The 24,391-nt window shown below is 71.6% G+C and carries 15 protein-coding genes; 3 read left to right on the forward strand and 12 right to left on the reverse strand.

Annotated elements, in window-relative coordinates; all coding sequences use genetic code 11:
- Nucleotides 1-77 precede the first annotated feature (77 nt).
- From H8R17_RS23885 to H8R17_RS23895, 3 genes are all read right to left on the reverse strand, one after another.
- A complete protein-coding gene (locus tag H8R17_RS23885; protein ID WP_187825260.1) occupies nt 78-1,172 on the reverse strand; it encodes an acyltransferase family protein in 1,095 nt (364 codons plus the stop codon).
- Nucleotides 1,173-1,335: 163 nt separating this feature from the next.
- Nucleotides 1,336-2,268 (reverse strand): M56 family metallopeptidase, encoded by a 933-nt coding sequence (locus H8R17_RS23890; protein WP_187825261.1) that lies wholly within the window; start codon nt 2,266-2,268, stop codon nt 1,336-1,338.
- Between the two features lie 6 nt (nt 2,269-2,274).
- Nucleotides 2,275-2,667, reverse strand: a complete 393-nt coding sequence (locus tag H8R17_RS23895) for a BlaI/MecI/CopY family transcriptional regulator (protein ID WP_187825262.1) — start codon at nt 2,665-2,667, stop codon at nt 2,275-2,277.
- A 194-nt stretch (nt 2,668-2,861) separates the two neighbouring features.
- Between H8R17_RS23895 and H8R17_RS23900 the strand changes: the two genes are divergently transcribed.
- Nucleotides 2,862-3,437: a TerD family protein gene (locus tag H8R17_RS23900; protein ID WP_187825263.1), complete on the forward strand. Its 576-nt coding sequence runs from the start codon at nt 2,862-2,864 to the stop codon at nt 3,435-3,437.
- 42 nt (nt 3,438-3,479) lie between these two features.
- Nucleotides 3,480-3,743 carry a twin-arginine translocase TatA/TatE family subunit gene (locus H8R17_RS23905; protein WP_187825264.1) on the forward strand — a complete coding sequence of 88 codons (264 nt, stop codon included), beginning with the start codon at nt 3,480-3,482 and terminating at the stop codon, nt 3,741-3,743.
- 32 nt (nt 3,744-3,775) lie between these two features.
- Here the strand turns inward: H8R17_RS23905 and H8R17_RS23910 are convergent, their stop codons facing one another.
- Nucleotides 3,776-3,916, reverse strand: a complete 141-nt coding sequence (locus tag H8R17_RS23910; protein WP_187825265.1) for a hypothetical protein — start codon at nt 3,914-3,916, stop codon at nt 3,776-3,778.
- Between the two features lie 146 nt (nt 3,917-4,062).
- Nucleotides 4,063-4,275 (reverse strand): MbtH family protein, encoded by a 213-nt coding sequence (locus H8R17_RS23915; protein ID WP_187825266.1) that lies wholly within the window; start codon nt 4,273-4,275, stop codon nt 4,063-4,065.
- 135 nt (nt 4,276-4,410) lie between these two features.
- On the opposite strand from H8R17_RS23915, the gene H8R17_RS23920 reads away from it, so the two are divergent.
- Entirely contained in the window at nt 4,411-5,499 is a 1,089-nt protein-coding gene (locus H8R17_RS23920) for an alpha/beta hydrolase-fold protein (protein ID WP_187825295.1), read from the forward strand.
- Nucleotides 5,500-5,582: 83 nt separating this feature from the next.
- Here the strand turns inward: H8R17_RS23920 and H8R17_RS23925 are convergent, their stop codons facing one another.
- From H8R17_RS23925 to H8R17_RS23955, 7 genes are all read right to left on the reverse strand, one after another.
- Nucleotides 5,583-7,283, reverse strand: a complete 1,701-nt coding sequence (locus H8R17_RS23925) for an ABC transporter ATP-binding protein (protein WP_187825267.1) — start codon at nt 7,281-7,283, stop codon at nt 5,583-5,585.
- The gene (locus H8R17_RS23930; protein WP_187825268.1) at nt 7,270-18,240 is read right to left on the reverse strand and encodes a non-ribosomal peptide synthetase; all 10,971 of its coding nucleotides are present in this window, start codon (nt 18,238-18,240) and stop codon (nt 7,270-7,272) included. Before H8R17_RS23930 ends, H8R17_RS23925 begins: the two co-directional genes overlap by 14 nt.
- Before the next feature lie 59 nt (nt 18,241-18,299).
- Nucleotides 18,300-20,087, reverse strand: coding sequence for an ABC transporter ATP-binding protein (locus H8R17_RS23935; RefSeq protein WP_187825269.1), 1,788 nt, complete (start codon nt 20,085-20,087; stop codon nt 18,300-18,302).
- Between the two features lie 2 nt (nt 20,088-20,089).
- Entirely contained in the window at nt 20,090-21,151 is a 1,062-nt protein-coding gene (locus H8R17_RS23940; RefSeq protein ID WP_187825270.1) for an iron-siderophore ABC transporter substrate-binding protein, read from the reverse strand.
- 87 nt (nt 21,152-21,238) lie between these two features.
- Nucleotides 21,239-22,141 (reverse strand): ABC transporter ATP-binding protein, encoded by a 903-nt coding sequence (locus H8R17_RS23945; RefSeq protein WP_399477172.1) that lies wholly within the window; start codon nt 22,139-22,141, stop codon nt 21,239-21,241.
- Nucleotides 22,142-22,180: 39 nt separating this feature from the next.
- The gene (locus H8R17_RS23950; RefSeq protein ID WP_187825271.1) at nt 22,181-23,242 is read right to left on the reverse strand and encodes an iron chelate uptake ABC transporter family permease subunit; all 1,062 of its coding nucleotides are present in this window, start codon (nt 23,240-23,242) and stop codon (nt 22,181-22,183) included.
- A complete protein-coding gene (locus H8R17_RS23955; protein WP_187825272.1) occupies nt 23,239-24,297 on the reverse strand; it encodes an iron ABC transporter permease in 1,059 nt (352 codons plus the stop codon). The genes H8R17_RS23950 and H8R17_RS23955 overlap by 4 nt, the downstream gene beginning before the upstream one ends.
- Between the last annotated feature and the right edge of the window lie 94 nt (nt 24,298-24,391).

Consider the following 24,391-nt stretch of genomic DNA (forward strand, 5'->3'; position numbering starts at 1 on the left):
TTGTAGAACACGACCTCGCCTTTGTGCAACTAGTTGCACAAAGGCGAGGTGCACGTCACCTGGGAAGACCGGTCTCGTCAGCCGCGCGTGGCGGCTCCCTCCGGCCGGAACGCCCACCGCATCTCCGGCTCCATGAGCACCCGGAAGGCCCGCTGCACGGGCGGGCTGCACAGCAGCGTCATGACCGCCGCCGCGACCACGGCGGCCGTGACCGCGCCCACCGGCCGGTGCATCCACGCGGGGTCGTACCAGCCCCAGAACTTGGCACCCTGCGCGAGGAAGCCGTGCAGCAGATAGCCGTACAGCGTGCCCGCGCCCAGGGCGGTGCACCACATCCGGCGCCGGGGCACCCAGGCGAGGAAGCACGCGACCAGGGTGAGCGAACAGCCGAACATGGCCAGGGTCATGAGCGGCCCGTACCAGTCGGGGGCGGCCAGCTCCGCCGCGCTGTCGTTGTGGAAGAACCAGGCGAAGTTCATCCGCGGGACCGCCCAGTACGCGAAGACGAGAGCCGCGATGAAGACCGGCACGGCCAGCACGCGCACCGCGCGGCGGTGCAGCATCCGGAAGTGTTCCGGCCGCAGGCACAGGCCCAGGACGTAGTAGGGCAGGAACTGCAGGACGCGCTGCGGGTCGAGGTCGTCGCCGATCTCGGGCGAGAGGGTGGCCGCCATGGCGAGGGCGAGCGCGAGGGGCACCGGCCACCGCACCATGCGCCAGATCGGGGTGGTCAGCCGCCAGATGAACAGGGCCGCAAGAAACCACGTCAGGTACAGGGGATCCAGCAGGCTGATCGGGCGGTCCGGTTCGCCGTCGGTCCATCTGGTGTAGAGCGTGTACGCCGTCTCGAAGATGATGTACGGCACGGCGATCCCGGTGACCAGTCGGCGGATCCGCGGCCCGCTCGCGTCGAAGTTCCGGGAGAAGTAGCCGGAGATGACGATGAACGCCGGCATGTGGAAGGCGTAGACGAGCGTGTAGAACGCGGTGACGGTGCGGCTGCCGTCCCGCAGCGGCTCCCAGGCGTGCCCGACCGCCACCAGGACGACTGCCAGGTACTTGGCGTTGTCGAAGAACGCGTCGCGCTGCCCGCCCGGCTGCCGTACGGCCGCGGAGGGCCGGTCCTGCTGCTTCGGAGTCGCCGCGTCCACCGAATGCGCGGTGTCAGCCACCGGGCCTCCCGATGCATTGTGGGACTGCTGTGCCTCCCCTGCTTTCCGGGGCCGCCGTGACTCTTCTTGCGTTCGTTACATGAGTGACATCAGAGCAGAACATCCTCCGCACCCTAGGCACTTCACCTGGCCCGATCCAACCGTGCAGCGTACGGACGGCGTATCACAGCGGCGTGGCGGCGTGCAGGATGAGGACCATCGTCACGGCGGAGTTCGCGGACGACATCGCCGACACGGCCGTGCCCGCGGCCGCGCCCCAGAGCGCCAGCCCCACCGAGGTGAACACCGGCGGCCACGCGCGCACCGCGGGAGCCGGGCCGAGCAAGGCCGCCACCCGGCGCGGCACCGGTCCCGGCGCCGCGAGACCGGCGAGGGTGGGGGCCGGGGTGCCGCGGGACACCAGGGCGGCCTTGCCGATGGCCGACGCGACCGTGCGGCGGCTGCCGACCGCCCGGGCCGCTTCCTCGTCCGCCCACCGCTCCGACGTGTACGACACCGCGGTGCGCAGCGGCCGCAGGAACGGGTTGGCGCGCGCGGCCAGTTGCGCGGTGAGCAGGTGGCGGTGGTGCCGGGCGGCAAGGTGCGCCCGCTCGTGGGCGAACAGCGCCCGCCGCTCGGCCGGTTCGAGACGGGCCAGCAGGGCCGTACTCACCACGACTCGGTCACGCCGGCCGCCGGGCAGCGCGTACGCGTACGGCACGTCGTCGGGCAGGACGGCTGCCTGAGTCACCGGCAGCCCGGCCAGCGCGCGGTGAGCGCTGCGACGTACCCGCCCGTGGCGCCACAGGGTCCGGCCGCAGGCGGCGACCACGAGGCACAGCGCGGGGATGGCCGCCTTGCCGGCGACCTCGTCGTACGGGACCGCCGCGCGCACCTCCGGGTCCGACCAGCCGTCGGGCAGGGGGTTGCCGGGCAGCTGGGCGGTGCCGACGACCATCGCCAGACCGAGGCACACCGTGCTGCACGTCGCCATCACCGCGGCCACGCCGGTCAGCAGCCGGGTGGCGCTGCGCGGATGCAGACGGTGCTCGGCGAGACGGGCGATGGGCCAGGCGCTCAACGGCAGCACCAGCGGAAGGAAGACGAACATCCCCATGCGGCTTCAGCCTTCCCCCTCGCCGCGCGGCTGGTCCAGCAGTTCGCGCAGCAGCCGCTCGTCGTCCGGGCCGAGGCCGGTGACGAAGCTGGCCAGCACCGCCTCGCGGTCGCTCTCGGCGGCGTCGAGCACCTTGCGCATCTTGTGCGCGGCCAGGCCCGCCTGGTCCGAGGCGGGCGTCCAGGCGAAGGACCGGCCGGACCGCTCCCGGGTGACCGCGCCCTTGGCCAGCAGCCGGGTCAGGATCGTGATCACGGTCGTATAGGCGAGGTCTCCGCCGACGCGCTCCTGCACCCAGCCGGCCGTCGCCGGGCCGTCCGCCTCCCGCAGCGCCGTCAGGACCAGCGCCTCCAGCTCGCCCTGCCCCCGCCGCCGGGGACGCTGCCGGTGACCGGTCACGCTCTGTCTCCCTTCCGCCGCTCCGCCGCCGTTTCCCGAGCGGACATCGTATAGACGCCCGGGCGCACCGCCCGTAGCGCTCCTCTACAGGATCGTAGAGGGAAGGCTGGCCAGCTTCCTCTACAGTCCTGTAGATTCTGTGTCCGGGGCCCGGCCCGCGGGCCTCCATCGCACCTGCCGAGAAGGAGCACACAGTGGGAGTTTCCCTGGCCAAGGGCGGCAACGTCTCGCTCAGCAAGGAGGCGCCGGGCCTGAGTGCCGTACTGGTCGGACTGGGCTGGGACGTGCGCACCACGACCGGCACCGACCACGACCTCGATGCCTCCGCGCTGCTCCTCGACACCTCCGGCAAGGTGCTGTCGGACCGGCACTTCGTCTTCTACAACAACCTGACCAGCCCGGACGGCTCGGTCGAGCACACCGGCGACAACCTCACCGGCGAGGGCGAGGGGGACGACGAGAGCGTCAGGGTGAACCTCGCGGCCGTGCCCGCCGAGGTGGACCGGATCGTCTTCCCGGTGTCGATCCACGACGCCGGGAACCGCGGCCAGAGCTTCGGGCAGGTCCGAAACGCGTTCATCCGCGTCGTCAACCAGGCCGGCGGCGCGGAGATCGCCCGCTACGACCTGTCGGAGGACGCCTCCACGGAGACGGCGATGGTCTTCGGCGAGCTGTACCGGAACGGCGCGGAGTGGAAGTTCCGCGCTGTCGGCCAGGGGTACGCTTCCGGGCTGGCCGGGATCGCCGCCGACTTCGGCGTCAACGTCTGACCCGCCCCGGCAGCGCCGGCTCACGAGAAGGACAGGACCCTGATGTTCGGACTGAGCGAACTCGCCGTCATCCTCATCGTCGTCATCGCCGTCCTCTGCGCCAAGAGGCTTCCCGATCTGGCCCGTTCGGCGGGCAAGTCGGCCCGCATCCTCAAGGCCGAGGCCCGTGCGACGAAGGAGGAGCAGGCGTCGGCGGCCGGGGAGCGGCCCGCACCTCAGGTGGTCCAGGGGGAGGTCGTCTCCCCCGGCACCGCGTCGGCGTCGGACGGCTCGGCGGCAGAGGGGAACATGCAGCAGCGGCAGTGAGCGTCCCGGCCAGGGCGAGGCCGGACGCCCCCCTATTCCTCGGCGACGACCCGGGGCCCGTGCGGATCGGGGACCGTCGCGCCGGCCTCGGTGGCGGACACCGCGGCCAGCAGCACCAGGTCCGCGATCAGGGCGACGAGAAGCAGGCAGACACGGGAGGGGCTCCAGAACATGGGGGCTCCTTCAGGGCGCCGGTGCACTGCGGGCTCGGTCGGCCGAGTCGGATCGGCCGGCTTCCTGCCTCATACGTAGACCGGCGCCGTGCGTCTCGCCCGCGCCGGGAAAGATCGGCGCGGCAGCACTCCGGCCCTTGCGGAGGTCAGGCGTCCGCGGACTTCACGAGGGATCGGGGGCGCAGGTCGCTCCAGTGGGTCTCGACGAAGTCCAGGCAGGCGTCTCGGGTGTTCTCCTCGAACACGATCGTCCACCCCCCGGGCACCTCGGCGAAGGACGGCCAGAGTGAGTGCTGGCCCTCGTCGTTCACCAGGACCAGAAAACGGCCTTCGGTGTCGTCGAAGGGGTTGGTGCTCATGTTCGGCGCCTCCTCGGGTCAGGGGACCAGCGGTGTTGAAGAACAGACCGGCTGCAATTAGGTTAGGCTCACCTAATCACGGCGAGCTTAGTCTTCCCACTCCCCTCTCACAAGGAGACGTTTGTGGCGGCCGACATGGAGAACCCCTTCGCCGGGTTCGGTCTGCCCGGCAAGCCCGGGACCGACGAGTTCTGGGCGGCGGCGCGGACACCCGCGTCGGTGCCTGCCGAGGACGGCGGTTGGGTGACCCTGTTCCTGTGGCGCGGGCCCGAATCAGCCGGCATCGGCTTCGAGAGCTGGTCGGAGCCGGTGCCCCTGCGCCGGTGGGGCGACACGGACTGCTGGTACGCCGAGGTGCAGATGCCGGCGCGGCTGCGGATGACCTACCAGTTCCTGGTGGGCGAGGAGGCTCACGCCGACCCGTTCAACCCGGTCGGTGCCGGCGGTGACCGGTCCATCGCGGCGACCCCGGACGCCCCGGCCCAGCCGCACTGGCCCGTCGTCCGCGCCGACGACGTCCTGCCCGTCCCCCGCACCCGGCTGCGCTGGGCCAGTGAGCGGCTCGGCGGGCGCCGTACCGTGCGCGTGCACCCGGCGGGCGGCGGCGGACCGGTGGTCCTGCTGCTCGACGGGGACGACTGGCTGTACCTGCACCCGGCGACGACGGCGTTCGACTCGGCCGTCGCCGGTGGCGACATGCCGCCCGTCACCCTCGTCTTCCTTCCGACCAGGGACCGGAAGGCCGAGTTCGGGTGCAGGCCGGAGCTGTGGGAGGCGGTCCGGGACGAACTGCTGCCGATGGTGGCGGAGTCCGGCGTACCCGCCGATCTGGACCGGCTGGTGGTCGCCGGGCAGAGCCTTGGCGGGCTGAGTGCGATGTACGCGGCGCTGGAGTTCCCGCACCTGGTGTCCCGAGTCGCCTGTCAGTCGGGGTCGTTCTGGTGGACGCCCGACGCCATGGGCCTGGCGGACCCGTTGGGCGGACCGGTCGGTGGGGCCATCGCCGCGCGGCTGCGGGAGCGCCCCGACCTGTCCGGGCTGCGGGTCGCGTTCGACGTGGGGGAACACGAGACGCGGATGCTGCCGCACTGCGCGCTGACCGAGGCCCTGGCCGAACAGGCCGGTGCGACCGTGCGGGTTTCGCGGTCGGCGTCGGACCACGACCGGGCGGGGTGGCGGCAGCCCCTGCTCAGGGATGTCGCCTGGGCACTGGGGGCACGGTAGTCACCTGCGGGCCGGTGGGGGCTGGGCGCGCCCACGCGGCGGAGCCACACATCGACACAGCCCCGCGCCCCTTACGGGGCGCTTCACCTGGCCACCGCCGAGCAGTACTCCTCGTCGGTGGCCAGGAGGTTCCGATGGGTGTCCTCGGCCGTGATGACGCCGTCGTCCAGGACCAGGACCCGGTCGGCGGCGTCCAAAATGGCCGGGCTGCTGGTGAGGACGATGGTGGTACGGCCCCGGCGCAGCTTCGCGACGCCCCGTGCGATGAGCTGTTCGGTGACCGCGTCGACGGCCGTCGTCGGGTCGTGCAGGACGAGGACGTCGGTGTCGGCGGCCAGGGCACGGGCCAGGGACAGCCGTTGGCGCTGTCCGCCGGAGAGGTTCGCGCCGCGGTCGCGGACGCCGTAGTCGAGTCCTTCGCGGTGGAGGGCGACGACGTCGGTCAGCATCGACGCCTCGACGGCCTCGGGGACCATCCGGCTGGTGCCCGACGGGTCGATGTTCGTGCGGAGGGTGCCCGCGAAAATCTCCGCGTCGTACGGGTTGACCAGCATGTGCTCGCGGACCGCCTCGACCGACAGGTCCGCGAGTTCCTGCCCGCTGATCCGCACCATGCCCTCGTACGCGTCGGGCGGGACGTTCACGGCGAGGACCGCCGCGAGGTCGGCCGCCGCGCGCGGCTGGTAGGCGGCGATGGCCACCAACTCGCCGGCGGACACCTGGAACTTCAGCTGCCGCAGGGTCCCGTACCGGACGCCGTCGAGTTCGACGTCCCCGCCCGCGGCCGGGCGCTCCGGCCCCGGCGTCGTCACCGGCGCCGCGGCCAGCACCAGCGCCATCCGCTCGGCCGAAGCGCGCGCGATCATCACGTACTTCGGCATCTCCGAGAACAGCTTGAGCGGTTCGATGATGAACTGCGCCAGCCCCACGGCCATGACGAGTTCCCCGATGGTGATGCCGCCGCTGAACGCCAGCCAGCCCGCCGTCAGGGTCACGGCCGCGGCGAGGACCGCGTTGAGGGCCAGCGCGGTGCCCGCGTACACGCCGCTCACCTTGGCGACGGTGACCGCCTGGTGCTTCGCCTCCGTGCTGACCTTCCGGTAGGACAGGAACGCCTGGTGGTTGCCGCCGAAGCCGTGCAGCGGGCGCAGGCCGCTGATCAGGTCGGCGACCTTCGCGCCCGCCCGCGCCACCCGGGCCTGCTGTTCCTGTGTACTGCTGCCGATCCGCTTGGACATCACGCTCAGGATCGTCAGGATCGCGAAGGTGCCCACGATCACGAGCAGGCCGAGCCGGATGTCGGCCAGGCCCAGCGCGATCGCCGTGACCAGCACCGCGACCAGTGAGCTGATCAGCAGCGGCACCACCTCGATGATGTCGGCGGTCTGGTCGGCGTCCTCGGTGGCGATGGTCAGCACCTCGCCGGACTTGAGGTCGACGTCCCGGGCCACCGGCTGGAGTCCGCAGGCGGCGACCCGCACCCGCCAGCGGTGTGCCTCGGTCGTGTTGGCCTTCTGCAGGATGCGCATCCCGAACCGCCACGACAGCGACACGGTCGTGATGATCACGGCCAGTGCGGCGATCGACAGACCGAGCGCGCCGAGGCTGCGGTCCCGCATCGTGTGCTCGACGATCAGGCCGAGCGCGATGGGGAAGGCGGTCTCCCCCGCCTGGTACAGGCCCATGAGGAGGGTGCCCCAGACCATGGCGCCGACGTTGCGGCGCAGTGCGGTCCGGAGGATCTCGGCCCCGGTGCGGGGCTGCTGCGTGTCAGGAGTTGGCATCGAGGTGGCGGGCAATCGCTTCGGGGGTCCGGAGGGTGAACAGGTCTCGGATCGTGATCACAGGGCCGTACTCGCGGCGGAGCAGCCCGATCAGCCGCACCGCCAGCATGGAGTGCCCTCCGAGGGACACGAAGTCGCTCATCGCGCTCACCTCGTCGTCGTCCAGGTCCAGTGCCTCGGCGAAGAACTCGCACACCACGGTCTCGGTCTCGCTCTCCGGGCCGCGCTCACCGGCCGTGGTGAGCGCGCCGAGCGGCTTGGCCTCCGGCAACGCCTTGGTGTCGGCCTTCCCGTTCACCGTGAGCGGGATGCTGTCGACCTGGGCGTAATGGGTGGGGCGCATGAAGTCAGGCAGGGCTGCACCCACGTCGGCGGCGACCGCCGCCATGTCGGAGCCGTCCAGCACGAGGTAGGCGGCCAGCCGGTACGCGCCGTCGACCTGTGGGTCGGGCTGGGCGACCGCGGCGACGAACCGCACCGCCTGGTGCGCCGCGAACGCGGCCTCCACCTCGCCCAGTTCGACCCGGTGCCCCCGGATCTTGACCTGCTGGTCGGTGCGGCCCAGGTACATCAGGTTGCCGTCGGGCCGCCGGACCACCAGGTCCCCGGTCCGGTACATGCGCTCGCCGGGTTCGCCGAACGGGCACGCGACGAAACGATGCGCGGTCTGGCCGGGCCGGCCGAGGTAGCCGCGTGCGATGCCGGTGCCGGACACGTACAGCTCGCCGGGAACCCCGTCCAGCAACGGCCGCAACCATGGATCGAGCACGTACACGTCCGTGTTGTCGATCGCCACGCCCACCACCGGGTCCTGGCATTCGAAGGTGCCGACGCCGAGGGTGTTGATGGTGTACTCGGTCGGTCCGTACAGGTTGTAGCCGACCGTCCCCTCGGTCTCGGCGAGCCGCCGCCAGAGCGTCGGGGTGACGGCCTCGCCGCCGAGCAGCACCAGCGCCGGCCGCCGTTCCGGGTTGTCGAGCAGACCCTCGGCCACCAGCTGCTGCGCGTAGGTCGGGGTCACGTTGATGACGTCGATCCCGTGCTCGAGGCAGTAGTCGACCAGCCGGGGCGCGTCACGGCGCAACTCCTCGTCGCAGATGTGCACTTCATGCCCGTCGGCGAGCCACAGCAGCTCCTCCCACGACATGTCGAACGCGAACGACACGGTGTGCGCGATCCGGAAGACCCGGTGCCCGTGCTCCGCCAGCACCGGCTCGAAGATCCGGCGCTGATGATTGATCAGCATGTTGGTGAGCCCGGCGTACTCGGTCACCACGCCCTTGGGCTTCCCGGTCGATCCGGAGGTGTAGATCGTGTACGCGGGGTGCCGCAGGCGGTCCGGGTCGTCCGGATCGAACGTCACGAACGTCTCGGCCTCGGGCAGGGGACGGTCCAGCTCGATCAGGTCGCCGGTCAGCCGGGGCGATACGGAGCGCACCGTGAGGATCACCTCCGGCCGGGCGTCCGCGACGATCGCGGCGATCCGCTCGTCCGGGTGGTCCAGCTCCAGCGGCACGTACGCGGCGCCGACGCGCAGTACGGCGAACAGCGCCACGATCGAGTCGAGTGAGCGCGGTATCGCGAGACCCACGGTCGTCTCCGGGCCGATGCCGCGGTGGGCGAGCACACCCGCCACGGCCCGGCTGCGGTCCCGGAGTTCCGCGAACGTCATCGTGGAGCAGTGGGCGACGAGCGCCACCCGCTGCGGGTCACGGTCCGCCGCCTGGTCGAACCGGTCGACGACGGTGTCCGTGCCGACGTCCGTGCGCTCGCCCCGCGACGGCTCCGGTCCCGGCCCCCGCAGCGCGCCGACCGGCCCGGTCGACCGGGCCAGGTCGTCGAGCACGCTCAGGTAGTCGCCGAGGAGACGACGGGCGCCCGCGGTGTCGCCGTCGCGGTACTCCAGCTTGACCGTGAGCCGCTCACCGGGCGTGACGACCCATGTGAACGGATAGTGCGTGGAGTCGTCGGCCTGCACCGAGGTGATGCCGTGCCGGGCGTTCATCTCGGCGAACGCGTCCATGTCCAGGAAGTTCTGGAGCACGAACAAGTTGTCGAACAGGGTGTCGTGCCCACTGGCCCGCTGGATCTCGCCGAGGCCGAGGTGCTCGTGCTCCATCGCCTCGACCCTGGCCGCCTGTACGGCCGACAGGTACTCCCGGACGCTGTCGTCCGGCCGGGCCCGCGTCCACATGGGCACGGTGTTGAGCAGCACGCCGACGATCTCGTCCAGCCCCTCGCCCTCCCGGCCTGAGACGGTCACGCCGAACACGGCGTCACTGCGGCCCGTGTGCGCGCCGAGCAGGAGACCGAACGCGCCGGTCAGTACCGAGTTCAGGGTGACGCCGTGTGCCCTGGCCGCTTCCCGCAGCAGGTCCGACTGTTCGGCGGACAGCGTGTGTACGAGTTTGCGCGGCAGGTCGTCCGACAGGGACGGCGCCGGTCCGGCGAGGAGTGTCGGGCCGGGGAGGCCGGCCAGGTGCTCCGCCCAGAAGCGTTCCGATACGGACGGGTCCCTGGCGACGAGCGCCCGGGCGTAGTCCTCGAAGCTCGGCGTGGCGGGAGTCGGGGCCGGCAACTCGCCCGCGAGGACGCAGTGGTAGGCGTCGAACAGGTCCCGCAGCACGATCTCGCGGGACCAGCCGTCCCACAGCAGCAGGTGGTAGCTCAGCAGCAGGCCGTCGCGGTCGTCGGGCAGACGCACCACGGTCAGCCGGATCAACGGCGGCTCACCCGGGTCGAATCCGGTGTCGCGCTCCCGGGCGCGCAGGGCGTCGACTTCCGCGTGCGTCGACAACTCCACCGTTCGGGCGGCGACTTGGCGCCACGCGCTGAGGACCTGGACCGGGTTTCCGTCGTCGTCGGTGGCGAAGCCGGCGCCCACGGCCGGGTGCCGCGCGATCACGTACGCCATCGCCTCGGCCAGCGCGTCGGTGTCCAGGCGCCGGTCGAAGGTGAACCAGCTCTGCGCGACGTAGTGTCCGACCGAGCCCGCCATCTGGGCCTGGAAGAACAGGCCCCGCTGGAGCGGGGTGACCGGTGCCGTGCGCTCGGCCGTCGCGGAGGCGTCCGCGATGTGCTCCAGTGCGCTGAGCCAGTGCTCGGTGATCTCGTCGGGGATGCCCTCGGCGAGGGTGAAGTCGGCGTGCAGGCTGTCGGTGGCGTCGTCGAGCCACGCGTTGACCTCGACCGCGTACGGGCGTCCCTGATCGCCGCCGGTGATGTGCAGCGCCTGGGACTCGCTGCCCCGGCCGAGGTAGTTGAACAGCACCTGCGGACGGGCGGTCAGCAGTGGGGCCGTCTGCGGGTTGAGGTATCTGAGCTGGCCGTAGGCGACCTGCGCGCGCTCGTCCGGCTGGCGTTCGGCGACCTCGCGCGCGGCCTCGACGGGGTCGGTGTGCGCGGTGAGCCGTACGGGTGCGATGGAGGTGAACCAGCCGACCGTGCGGGTGTAGTCGTGGTGTTCAAGAACCGGGACCCGGCCGTGCCGCTCCAGCTCGATCGCCAGATCGGTGGGAGATGGCTGGGTGTGGGTCAGGGCAGTGCGCAGTGCGCCGCACAGCAGCTCGGTCAGGCCGACGCCGAGTGCGGCGGGCGCGGTGCGTATCAGGCGGTCGGTCACTTCGGGGGCGAGCACGACGGTGGTCTCGCGCGGTTCCCGGACCACGGGCAGCAGCGCGGGTGCCTGGAGCGTGGTGATCCAGTGCCCGAGGTCGTCGATGGCCTGGGTGGACTGGGCCGCCAGCGCTTCGGCGTACTCGGCGTACGACGTGGTCGGCGGTGCCAGAGGCTCTGCGCGCAGGGCGGTGGCCAGGTCGTCCAGCAGGACCAGCCAGGACACCGAGTCGACGGCGAGGTGGTGCACGGTGACCACCAGGGTGCGGCTCGCCTCCAGCCACGTGACCGCGATGACGTCCCCGGACTCGGGGTCGAGCCGGTCGGCGGCCTCGTTCGCCGCGGTCGTCGGGTCGGGCTCGTCCGTCCGTACGACGGTGATTTCGCGGGCCGGTTCGGTGCGCAGGGCCCAGACTCCGTGGCCGGCTCGCAGCCGCAGCCGGAGGGCCGGGTGCGCGGCCACGACGGCGTTCGCGGCGCGCTCGGCGTCGGCGAACCCGGCGCCCTCCGGTGCCGCCAGTGTCCTGGCCTGGGCGAACCGGGCGAGCGAGCCGCCCAGTTCGCGTTGGCGCAGGATGATCGGCGTGGGTATCAGCGGGCCGTCCTCACGGAGCGCTGGCGCGGGTGCCGCGGCGGGCGGTGTGCTCGTCCCCAGGTACTCGGCGAGGGCGCGTGGTGTTCTGTGCAGGAACACGTCCCTGGGGGCGATCGGGAGGCCGAGTGCCCTGGCGCGGTTGACCACGGTGATGGCGACGATGCTGTCGCCTCCGGCGCGGAAGAAGTCGGTGTCGGGGTCCGGGGTGGTGCCGGGGAGCGTTTCGGTGAAGATGTCGACGAGCGTGGCGAGCGAAGAAGGAAGTGCCACGGCAGCAGCGTCTTCGCCCGCAGGTACGCCGTGGCTGGGCGCGCCCTGCGGCGGAGTCGCATATTGATACGGCCCCGCGCCCCTTCGGGGCGCGGCTGCGCGCGCCGTCAGGGCCTTTCGGTCCAGCTTCCCGTTCACCGTCAGCGGTAGCGCGTCGACCGGCAGCACCCGGCCCGGCACCATGTGCACGGGCAGCTTCGCGGACAGCAGGGCGGTGAGGTCGCCGGGCACCTGGCCCACGACGTGGGCCACCAGATGGTCGCCACTGTCCGCCACGGTGACGGCCACGTCGACCACGCCGTCGAGTTCCCTGATCGCGGACTCCACCTCGCCCAACTCGATCCGGAAGCCCTTGAGTTGGACCTGGTCGTCGGCGCGTCCGGCGAACTCCAGCTCACCGTCGAGCGTGCGGCGGGCGAGGTCACCCGTGTGGTACATGCGGGAGCCGTCGCCCGCGAACGGGTCCGCCACGAACCGGCTCGCGGTGAGCCCGGGCCTGCCCAGGTAGCCGAGAGACACCTGGTCGCCGGCGACGTAGATGGCGCCCACCTGACCCGGCGCCACCGGCCGGAGCAGGTCGTCGAGCAGGTAGGTGACCAGGCCGGGTATCGGACCGCCGATCGGGCTGACGTCGTCGCCGGAGTCGAAGTCCTCGTCGGTCAGCACCCGGTGGGTGACGTGGACGGTCGTCTCGGTGATGCCGTACATGTTGACCAGCTCGGGCGACCCGGTGCCGTGCCGCTCGACCCAGCCGCGCAGCCGCCCCAGGTCCAGCGCTTCGCCTCCGAAGATGATCCGGCGCAGTGCGGGCAGCGCCTCGCCGGCGTGCCGGTCGGCCTCGATGAACTGGTAGAACGCCGACGGAGTCTGGTTGAGCACGGTCACTGCGCGCTCGCGGACCAGCCGGTGGAAGTCGACCGGGGAGCGGGTCAGCCCGTACTCCGGGACCAGCAGCTCACCGCCGTACGCCAGCGCGCCCCACAGCTCCCAGACCGCGAAGTCGAAGGAGTAGGAGTGGAACTGGACCCACACGTCGTCGGGGCCGACGTTCATGTCGGGCTGGGTGTTCGCGAGCAGCGTCACCACGCTGGAGTGCGGGACGACGACGCCCTTGGGCCGGCCGGTCGATCCGGAGGTGTAGATCACGTACGCCGGATCATGCCAACCGACCTCACGCTCGGGCTCGGTGCTGGCGGGCGCCAACTCGTCCCCCTCCACCAGCACGCGGGCCGGCACGCCCGCCCGGGCCAGCAGCTGCGTGAAGCGGTCCCGCTGGTCACGGTCCACGAGGACGACCTGCGGGGCGGCGTCGGCGAGGATGTACTCCAGCCGTTCGTCCGGGTACGCCAGGTCCAGCGGCACATACGCGCCGCCCGCGGTGACGATCGCGACCAGGGCGACGACCTGCTCGACGGAGCGCGGGACGGCAACGGCGGCCCGCCTGCCCGGACCGACCCCGGCCGCGCGCAGGGCCGAGGCCAAGTCGTCTTTGGCGTCGGCCAGTTCGCCGTACGTCAGGGACCGAGTGCCGCCGTCGAGAGCGCACTGCGTGACGGCGGTGGCGGCCGGGTCGCGGTGCGCGGCGGCGTCGAACAGTGCGCCCAGAGTCGTCGGAGTGATCCGCGCCGGACGCCGGTCGCCCTCCCGCGCCAGGTCGTCGACCAGGGCCTCCGGCCGGGTGAGCAGATCCGCGAGCGTCTGCGAGAACGTGCGCAGGATCGCCTGGGCGCTCGCCTCCCGCAGCAGTTCACCGTCGTAGATCAGATGGAAGCCCGGGCGGCCGTCGAGCGCGCGCTCCACCACCAGCGTCAGGGGGTAGTGCGGGGCACCCTCGTTCACGATGTCGGTGACGACCAGCGTGTCGCCGGGCCGCCGCAGGGCTTCCACGTCGGTCGCGACGTCGAAGACCACCAGGGTGTCGAACAGGGAGCCGGCGCCGGCCTGGCGGCCTGTCCTCGTCAGCGAGACATGCTGGTGCGGCAGGACCGCGCTCTGGTGTTCCCGTACCGAGGCGAGCAGACCGCGCGCCGTGGTGGTTGCGGCCCAACGGGCACGTACCGGGATCGTGTTGATGAACAGACCCACCATGTCCTCGATGCCGGGCACATCCGCGTCGCGCCCGGACACGGTGGAGCCGAACACCACGTCGCTGCCGTGCAGGATGCCGCCCAGCGTCACCGCCCACGCGCTGTGCACGGCCACGCTGAGCGGTACGCCGGCCGAGCGGACGGCCGCGTCGATGTCGTCCTCCGGCTCTACGGCGGTGCCGGCGAACCGGTCGGACGGGGTGTGGCCCTCGGCGACGAGGGAGGGGCCGGGCAGGTCGGCGAGTTGCTCGCGCCACACCCGGTCGCTCTCGTCGTCGTCGCGTCCGGCGAGCCGGCGCACGTAGTCGGGGAAGCCGCCGAGCGGGTGCACGGTCCCCGGCGCGTGGTACTCGGCCAGCAGCGCGCGGAGCATGGGCGGCACGGACCAGCCGTCGGCGATGATGTGGTGCACGGTCTGCACCAGGACGCCGCGGCCGTCGCCCGCGCGGATGAGCGTGTACCGCATCAGCGGGCCGGTGGCCAGGTCGAACCCGGCGCGGCGGTCCCGCTCGGCGTAGTCGCGGATCTCGGCGTCGGTGATGCCGGGGCGGTCCAGCACGGTGAACGGCGCCTCCACGCCGCTGTCCAGCACGGAGACCACGCGGCCGTCGGCGAGGGCCACGAACCGCGCGGCCAGGTTCGGGAACAGCGTGAGCAGGCGGGTGGCCGCGGCCGCGAGGCGGTCGGCATCCACCTCGCCGTCCAGCGTGAGCAGTTGCTGCTCGACGTATGCGCCCGCGGAGTCGTCGAAGACCGAGTGGAAGTACAGGCCCTCCTGCAACGGGGTCAACGGCAGGATGTCCCGCAGCGCGGGGCCGTCCAGGGCGTCGACGTCGGCCTGTGTGAGCGGCACCAGAGGGAAGTCGCTGGGCGAGTGGCCGCCCTCGTCGAGCGCGGCAAGTCCGGCCAGGGCCCCCCGGAAGTACGCGCCGAGCGTGGCGATGTCCTCGTCGGTGAACATGCCGTCGGGCCAGGAGATGGCGGTGACCAGTTCGTACTCGCCGCCGACCGAGGTGGGTTCGGCGATCGCGTTGAACTCCAGGGGGCGGGGCAGACGCATCCTCGGGTCGCGCTTCTCGCCCAACTGACCTGTGGTGTGGGCGAGTTGCCAGTCGCCGGAGGCGCCCGCCGCGAAGCGGCCCAGGTAGTTGAACAGCACCTGCGGTGCGGGGGCGTCGAGCTCGGTCTGGGCCAGGTACCGCAGGGCGCCGTAGGAGGCGCCGTTGTCCGGCACCCGGGCGAGGTCTTCCTTGACCGCCTTGAGCGCGGCGGCGAGGTATTCGGGTGCGGTGGGGTCGGGCGCCGCGCCGGGGTCCACGGTCACCGGGAAAAGGGTGGTGAACCAGCCCACGGTCCGCGACAGATCCGGCTCGAAGCCGGCCGAGCCCGCCACGAACCCTCCCTCGCGGCCGTGGCCCTCCAGTTCGATGTGGGCGAACGTCTGGTCCTGGCCGAGGTCGCGGCGCCACCGGGCGAGGGCGACGGCGAGCGCGGTCAGCAGTACGTCGTCGACGCCCGCGTGGAACTTCGCGGGTATCTCGCCCAGCAGCGCGGCGGTGGCCTCGGGGCCGACCGAGACCGTTTGGATCCGTTCCTGCGCGACGGTGTCGGCCTCGGACAGCGCGCGTCTGCCCAGCGTTCCGTCCGCGCCCGGCAGGGGACGCCGGTAGTAGGCGCTGTCCGCGTCGAACGCCGCGCGCTCCAGGAGCTGCGTCCAGCGCCGGAACGACGTGCCCGCCGAGGGCAGCTCGACCGGCGCGCCCGCGGCGAGCTGTCGCCAGGCCGTGACCAGGTCGTCCATCAGGATCCGCCAGGACACACCGTCGACCACCACGTGGTGGGCGACCACGACCAACTGCCGTGCCGCACGGCGCCAGACGGCCCGCAGCATCACACCGCTGTCCGGGTCCAGGCCGTCGGTGGCGAGCGCGACACACTCGTCGAGCGGCCGGTCGCTCGCCTGCCACGCCACGTCGGCCTGGTCGGCCTCCGGGATGTCGAAGCTCCAGCGGTCGCTGCGCACCAGCCTGGCGCGCAGCATGGCGTGCCGGCCGACGACGGCGGTGAGGATCGCGTCGAGAGCGTCGGGGGTCAGGTCCGCCGGGGTGTTCAGCACCACGGACTGCACGAAGCCGTCGATCGCGTCCGTGGTCTCGCCGAGCCACTGCACGATGGGCGAGCCCACGACGGAACCGGTCGCGACATCCCGGTGGTCCACGGTGGAGATGTCCTCGCGGCTCGCCACCGCCGCCAGCGCCCCCACGGTGCTGTGGGCGAAGATCTGCCGTGCCGTGACGTGGAGCCCTGCGTCGCGCAGCGCGCTCAGCAGCGAGATCGCCAGGATGCTGTCGCCGCCGAGCTGGAAGAAGTCCTGGTCGACACCGACAGCGTCGACATCGTTCAGCCGCAGCACCGCCGCGACCGCAGCGCGCACCGCGCGCTCGTTCTCGGTGGTGGGTGCCATGAGCGAGCCAGTGCCGATCGTGGGCTCCGGCAGCGCGCGCCGGTCGAGCTTGCCGTTCTCGGTGAGCGGGAACTCGTCCATCACGACGATGTGGGCGGGCACCATGTACTCCACCATGTGCCCGACGGCCCACTCCCTGACCTCGTCAGCCCGCAGGTCCTCGCTGCCGGCGGCCGGGATCACATACCCCACCAGGTAGGTGCCGCCAGCCGCGTTCTTCTTCGCGACGACGCAGGTGTGCCGGACTCCGGGGTGCTCGGCGAGACCGGCCTCGACGTCCTCGGTCTCCAGCCGCATTCCGCGGATCTTGATCTGGTTGTCGGCGCGGCCGAGGAATTCCAGTGACCCGTCCGGGGTAAACCGTGCGAGGTCACCGGTCCGGTAGAGCCGGGACCCGTCCGCGGCGAACGGGTTCGCGACGAACCGGGACGCCGTCAGGCCGGGCGCGCCCACGTAGCCGCGCCCCAGGAGGAACCCTCCCACGTACAGTTCGCCGCCGACCCCGACCGGGACCGGGCGCAGTTCGTCGTCCAGGACGTACAGCTGGGTGTTGGGGTTGGCCTTGCCGATCGAGGTCGACAGGCGCTGCGCCGCGCCCCGGTAGATGACGTGCGAGACGCCGATCGTCGTCTCGGCAGGGCCGTAGCCGTGGTACATGGGGATGTCGAGCTTGGTGCGGAACCGCTCGTACAGCTCCGGGGTCAGCACCTCGCCGCCGCACCACACGTGCCGCAGGCTGTCCAGGCGGCCGGAGTCGCCCGCTATCTCCAGCAGCACGTCCAGCATGGACGACACCAGATACGTGAAGGTGACGCGCTGTTCGGCGATCACGCTCAGCAGGTGGTGCGGGTCGCGTTCGCCGCCGGGCCTCAGGACCACCAGCCGGGCGCCGCACACCAGCGGCAGGAAAATCTCGTTGATGGAGATGTCGAAGGACAGCGGGGCCTTGAACAGCGACGCGTCGTCGTGGCCGAAGCCCAGGATCTCGTTCACCTGCCACAGCAGGCGCTCGCTGATCGCCTCGTGCCGGATCATGGCGCCCTTGGGCCGTCCGGTGGAACCGGACGTGAAGATGACGTACGCCAGGGCTGCGTCGTGGACGGTGATCCCGGTCCCCTCGGTGGGGCGGGAGCCGAAGCGCCAGTCGGCGAGGTCGACGGGCACGGCTCCCGGTTCGCCGGGGTCGTGCTCGCCCGAGTGGTTGAGCTGGAGCACGATTTGGGCGTCCTTGATGACGACGGCCCGGCGCGCGGCGGGCCACTGCGGGTCGAGCGGCACGAACGCGCAGCCCGCCTGGAGCACACCGAGCAGCCCGATCACCATGTCGGCGGAGCGGCCCAGGGAGATGCCGACGACCTGTTCGCAGGTGAGCCCGCGTTCGATCAGGCTGTGGGCCAACTGGCTGGACAGCTCGGCCGCCTGGCGGTACGTCAGCGAGCGGTGGTCGTCGACGACGGCGACGGCGTCCGGCCTGGTGCGCGCCTGCTCGCGGAACATCTCCACGATGGTCGGGCGGACCCGGTCGGCCTGCGTGTCGTTCCACTCGGCCAGGGCCTCGAGCCGCGCCGCCACGCCGGCCGGGGCGATGGTGCCGAGGGACCGGACCGGGAAGTCGGCCAGGTCGTCCAGCGCGAGCTGTGCGTCGGCCGGGGCGACGTCTTCCGGTACGGCGATGCTCCGGCCGTCCGGCGCGACCTCCCAACCGGCGTGTCCGTCCCCGCCGTTGTCGACCCATCCGAGGACTTCGGCGAACAGAGTGCCGGGGGTCAGGTCGATGCCGTCGGGGCTCAGGCCCGTCGCCCAGTACGACAGCCCGATGGCGCACGCTTCGGCGATGGTCCTGTCGGAGAAGTCACCGGTTCGCCGGCGTACGTCGGCCAGACGTGCGGGAGAGAGCCGTACGACACGAGCACTCGGTTCCATCATCGAAGACCTCAGCGTCCCTTCCCGGGCATGAAAGCCACCCCGACCCAACTTAGGTTTACCTAACTACCTTCGCGCCAAGCCCGCCACAGCCGCGCGTACCGGCCGCCCAGGACCACCAACTCCTCGTGGCTTCCCTGCTCCACGACGCGTCCGGCGTCCAGTACGGCGATCCGGTCCGCCGCCATCGCCTGGGTCAGCCGGTGCGCCACGAACAGCGTGGTCCGGCCCGCGCACGCGGCCAGCACGGCCCGCTCCAGCTCGGCGGCGCCCTCGCTGCCGGCCTCGGCGGTCGACTCGTCGAGCACCACCACCGGTGCCCGGCCCAGCACCAGCCGGGCCAGGGCGATCTGGGCGACCTTGGTGACGTCCAGGCGCTCGCCGCCCTCGCCGACCATGGTCTTCAGCCCGTCGGGCAGTGCGTCGACCCAGCCGTCGGCGCCGACCCTGCGCAGCGCGTCCATCAGTTCGGCGTCGGTCACCTCCGGCGCGGCCAGCCGCAGGTCGTCGGTGAGCGGACCGGAGAACACGTGCGTCTCCTGCGTCAGGATGCTCACCAACGCCCGTGCCCCGGCCTCGTCCAGACCGGCGAGGTCGGTCGGTCCGACGCGTACCGAGCCGGCCTGCGGGGTCCCGACGCCCGCGATGAGCGCGGCCAGGGTCGTCTTGCCCGCGCCGGTCGCCCCGACCAGCGCGAGCGAACCGCCGGCCGGGATCGTCAGGTCGACGTCGCGCAGGACCGGCTCTTCGGAGCCGGGGTAGCTGAACGTCAGCCCCTCCACCGTCACCGGCAGCGGCGTGGGGGCCGCCGGCGCGACGGCCGCGTCGCCCACCAGCCGTTCCTCCGCGGGCTCCCCCATCACCCCGACCAGCCGGGTCAGGCTCGCGCCCGACTTCTGTGCCTCGTCGAAGGTGAACATGATGAGGCCGAGCGGGGTGAACAGCTTGTGGAACAGCAGCGGGGCCGCCGACACCTCGCCCAGGCTGGCGGCGTCGGCCTCCAGCAGGGCGTAGCCCACCACGATGATGAGGACCAGCCCGATGAACTCGGCGCGGTTCTCCCGGCCCACGAACCGGCCGAAGAACCGGAACACGTCGATGCCGAGAGTGCGCACCCGCCACGACTCGCTGGTGACCTTCGCGCGGAAGGTGTCCTCGAGGCGGTAGGCCCGGACCGTGTCGATCCCGTTGAGACCGCTGATCAGCGCCTGCGCGCGGTCGGCCTGGGCCGCCCGCTGCTGCCGGTAGAGCGGGCCGGAGCGCGGCAGATACCAGCGCAGGGCCAGCGCGTACGCGGGCAGCGCGCCGGCGCCCGCCAGGCCGAGCCGCCAGTCCAGGCCGAACATGCCTGCCGTGGCGATGGCGACCAGGACTCCCGCCGAGAAGATGGTGGGGACAGCCGTCCGGATGCCCTTGGACAGCAGGGCGACATCGTCACCGACCCGGGACAGCACATCTCCCCGGCCGACCAGCTCGATCCGCGCGCTCGGCATGCCCAGCACCGCCCGGACGGCGCCTTCCCGCAGCCGGGCGAGCAGATCCGCGCCCAGCCGCCCGATCAGGTAGGTCGACACCGCGGTGGCCGCCGCGCCGAGCAGTGCGGCGGCCCCCATCAACGCCCCGATGGTGACCAGGACGGAGCGCGACTCGCCCTCGACCACTGCGTCGACCACCCGGCCGAGCAGGAGCACCGGGAGCACCTGGAGCGCCGCCCCCGCCACCGTGGTGAGCACGGTGGCCGTCGTCAGCCATGGCTTATCCCGGCAGTGCGCCCCGACCCATCGGGTGGCCTCGCGTCCGGACGCCGTGCGCAGGGTTGCCGGGGCGACGCGCGTGTCGGTGGTGCTCACACCTAGCCGACCGACTTGACGAGTTCGTCGATCGCGTACGGCAGGGACGCCAGGGTGGCCTGGGACATGGCCGCGCCGACTGCCGGTCCCTCGCTGTCCAGCAGGTACGACACCTTGCCGTTCTTCACGGCGTCCAGGTTGGTGAACAGCTTGAACTTCTTCAGCGCCTCGGTGTCCGCCTTGTCGTTGATGACGACGATGCGGTCGACGTCGACCAGGTCGGTGCGCTCGGGCGAGAGCTGGGTGTAGAAGTCGCCGCCCGCGATCTTGTCGATCTCGGTCTGGTACTTGAAGCCCATGCCCGTCAGCAGCCGTCCGCGCACGTCGGTGGAGGTGAACGGCGCCAGCGAGTCCTTGTACCAGGACAGCGCGACGGCGGTCTGGTTCGCGAACTCGGGGTGCGCCTTCTTGGCCGCGTCGAGCTTGCCCTGGACGGCCTGCACCTGCTTCTCGCCCTCGGTCTCCTTGCCGAGCGCCTTGGCGATGTGGAGGGCGTTGTCCTGCCACGGTGCGCTGAACGGCTCCTTCTCGGCCTTGGTACGGCCCACCGTCGGCGCGATCTGGGAGAGCTTGTCGTAGGCCGCCTTGTCGATCTCGGAGTACACCGCGATGATCAGGTCCGGCCGCAGGGCGGCGATCTTCTCGTAGTTGGGGCCGGAGTCGCCGTTCTTCATGACGACCTCGGGCTTGGTGTCGCCCCACTTGTCCTTCACCCAGGGCCACTGGGTGTTGATGTCGGGGCTCTGGCCCGCCGGGTTCGGGTACTGGTCGACCATGCCGACCGGCTTGGTGCCGAGTGCCAGGACGGCCTGGTCGTCGGTGTAGCCGACGGTGACGACCCGCTTGGGCGCCTCGGTTATCCTCGTGGATCCGAACGCGTGCTCCACGGTGACCGGGAATGCGCCGGAGGCGGCAGCGGGAGTGCTGTCGCTCGCGTTGTCTTCCGAGTCGGACGCCGAGCCGGAACCGCATCCCGCGAGGAGGCCGGCGCCGAGGGTCGCGGCGGACAGTATCGCCGCCAACCGCCGCCAGGGCTTCATACGCGTCGTTCTATGGAGGAGCATCCCGAATCCCTTGCTCTCGCGCTGTTCACTGCGCCCCTGTGTGAGGGCAGGCAAACCTTACCGTGCGCGAGTGAGGTTAGCCTAGCCTTACTTACGAGATTGTCTCGGCCGGGGCGCGGCCGGGGCCTGGTCGAGCTGCACGTGGGTGCGGCCGATGGGCACGATGAGCGGCCGGTCGCCCACCGGATCGTCAATCACCTTGGCCCGCAACCCGAATGCCTCGTCCAGCAGCTCGGCGGTGATCACGTCGCGCGGGTGCCCCTGCGCCAGGATCGACCCCTCGCGCATCACGATGAGGTTGTCGCTGTAGCGCGTGGCCAGGTTGAGGTCGTGCAGCACCATGACCACGGTGCATCCCGATTCGTGCAGGTCGTCCACCAGGTCGAGCACGTCGATCGCGTGCGCCAGGTCCAGGTAGGTGGTCGGCTCATCGAGCAGCAGCAGGTCGGTGCCCTGAGCCAGCGTCATCGAGATCCAGACACGCTGACGTTGCCCCCCGGACAGTGAGTCGACCGGGCGGTCGGCCAGGTCGGACACGCCGGTCATGGCCAGCGCGCGCTCCACTACGGCGGCGTCGTCCGACGACCACTGCCGCAGCCAGCTCTGGTGCGGATGGCGGCCCCTGGCGACCAGGTCGGCCACCGTCAGGCCCTCCGGCGCGACCGGTGCCTGCGGCAGCAGACCGAGCTTCTTCGCCACGTCCCTGGTCCTGAGCCTGCCGATGTCGTCGCCGTCCAGCACGACCGTCCCCCTGGCCGGCTTCAGCAGCCGCGTCAGGGTCCGCAACAGGGTCGACTTCCCGCAGCCGTTGGGGCCGGTGATCGTGGTGATCACCCCTGGCGGGATCGTCACGTCGAGGTCGTCGATGACGGTCCGGGCGCCGTACCCGACCGTGACGCCCTTCGCTGCCAGCCGTGCGACGTCCTCGGCCCCGGACCTGGCCCCGGACTTGGCCCCGGACTTGGCCTCGGTTATGTGCTGAGCGACCACAAGGCCCCCCTCATTCAGGTATGCCTAACTTTGTATCAGCTACCGGCGGTTGGCCCGCACCAGCAGACAGACGAGGAAGGGGCCGCCGATCGCGGCGGTGACCACACCGACCGGGAGACTGATCGGCAGTGCCGTGCGGGCGACCAGGTCCGAGCCGATCAGCAGCAACGCGCCCACCACGCCGGAGGCCACCGTCGGCGGCGTCGGGCTCCTCACCAGACGCATCGCCACCTGCGGCGCCACCAGCGCGACGAACGGGACCGGGCCGGCCGCGCTCACCGCCATGCCGGCCAGCAGGACCGCGCACAGCAGCAGGACCGCCCGTACCCTCGCGTACCGGACGCCCAGACCGGCGGCGACCTCGTCGCCGAAGTGCAGCGGCTTGAACTGGAACGCGACGGCCGACACGACGACCAGGAGGGCCAGCGTGCCCCACAGCGCCACCCGGACCTCGCTCCACGCGCGGTCGTCCAGCGAGCCGACCAGCCACGCCTGGGACTTGGCCACGTCCCTGATGTCGGCCGTGACCAGCAGCCAGGTCGTGATCGCCTCCATCACGGCGCTCACCGAGATGCCGATCAGGATGAGACGGAAGCCGTCGACTCCGCGCCGCCACGCCAGGAAGTACACCAGCAGGCCCGTGCCGAGACCGCCGGCGAGCGCGGCCGCGGACAGGCCCACGGAGTTGACGATCGCCGCGGCGGTCCCGCCCGACACCGTCACCAGGAACACCGCGACCGCGCTCGCACCCCCGGTGATGCCCAGCACGTCCGGACTGGCCAGCGGATTGCGTGCGATGGACTGTGTGATGGCCCCGGACACCCCGAGCGCGATCCCCACGACGAGCCCGGCCATGGCACGCGGCAACCGCAGGTCCATGATCACGAACTCGTCGACCTGCTCGCCCCGGCCGAGGATCGTGGCGATCACCCGGGGCAGGCTGATGGGGAAGTCACCGACGCCCATGGACAGGCAGAACACCAGGAAGGTCGCCGTCATCAGCAGCAGCGTGACGAGTACGAGCCAGGGCCGCCATACGAACGACACCTGGCCGAGCCGCACGCCCGGCGGCACCGATGGCTGCACGTCTGTCCCGTTCATGCGCTCTTGATCTTTCCACGCCACACCAGAACCCCGAAGAACGGGGCGCCGAGGATGGCGACAAGGACGCCCGCGTCCAGCTCGCCCGGCCGCACCACCAGGCGCCCCACGATGTCGCACACCAGGAGGACGACGGCGCCGAGCAGACCCGCGTACGGCACCAGCCAGCGATAGTCAGGGCCGGTCAGATACCGGGCTACGTGGGCCACCATGAGCCCGAGAAACGCGATGGGGCCGCACGCCGCCGTCGCCGCGCCCGCGAGCAGGGTGATGGCGGCGATGCCGACGGTCCGGCTCAGCGCGATGTTCACGCCGAGCCCGCGTGCCACGTCGTCCCCCAGGTTGAGCAGGTTGATGGTGGGCAGCGTGGTGAGTGCCAGCACCAGCCCGGCCACAATGAACCCGGTGATCGGCCAGATGACACCGAATCCGACCCCGGCCACGGAGCCGGCGTTCCAGAACCGCAGCGCGTTCAGCGACGCCTGGTTCGACAGCGCGATCGCCGTGGTCATCGCCATGAGGAACACGGTGACCCCCTGCCCGGCCAGGGCGAGCGTCAACGGGTTGCCAGCGCCGCGGCCGATGCTCGCCAGCCCGAACACGACGACACCGGCGATCCCCGCCCCGAGGAAGGCGAACCAGACGTACTGGAACGGGTTGGAGAAGCCGAACACGGCGATCACCGTCACCACGGCGAACGACGCGCCAGAGTTCACCCCCAGCAGGCCCGTGTCGGCGATCGGGTTGCGCGTGTACCCCTGGATCAACGCCCCGCCGACCCCCAGGGCGATGCCCGCCACGACGGCGAGCACCGTCCGGGGCACGCGCACGGTCTGCACGATGAGCCTGATCTCGGTGAGCCGCTGGTCGGACTCCGGCCCCGCGGACAGCCCGTGCCACACCTCGGCGGGACTCAACGCGCGCGCCCCGACGGCCAGGGACACCGCGCCCACGGCCACCAGGCCCACCACAAGCGTGCCCAAACCCACAACCCGCCGCCGACGGGCCGGTGTTGTGCCCGAGGGCATGAGGCGCTCAACTGCAATGGTGCCCATGTCGACGTACGTTATCCCTTTGATCAAACGGGAACGGCAGCGCCCTGAAGGGCGCGAGGAACTGCGCGACCAGCCACAACGGACCCGCAGACGA

The sequence above is a fragment of the Streptomyces sp. TRM68367 genome (genome assembly GCF_014495685.1).
GTDB lineage: Bacteria > Actinomycetota > Actinomycetes > Streptomycetales > Streptomycetaceae > Streptomyces.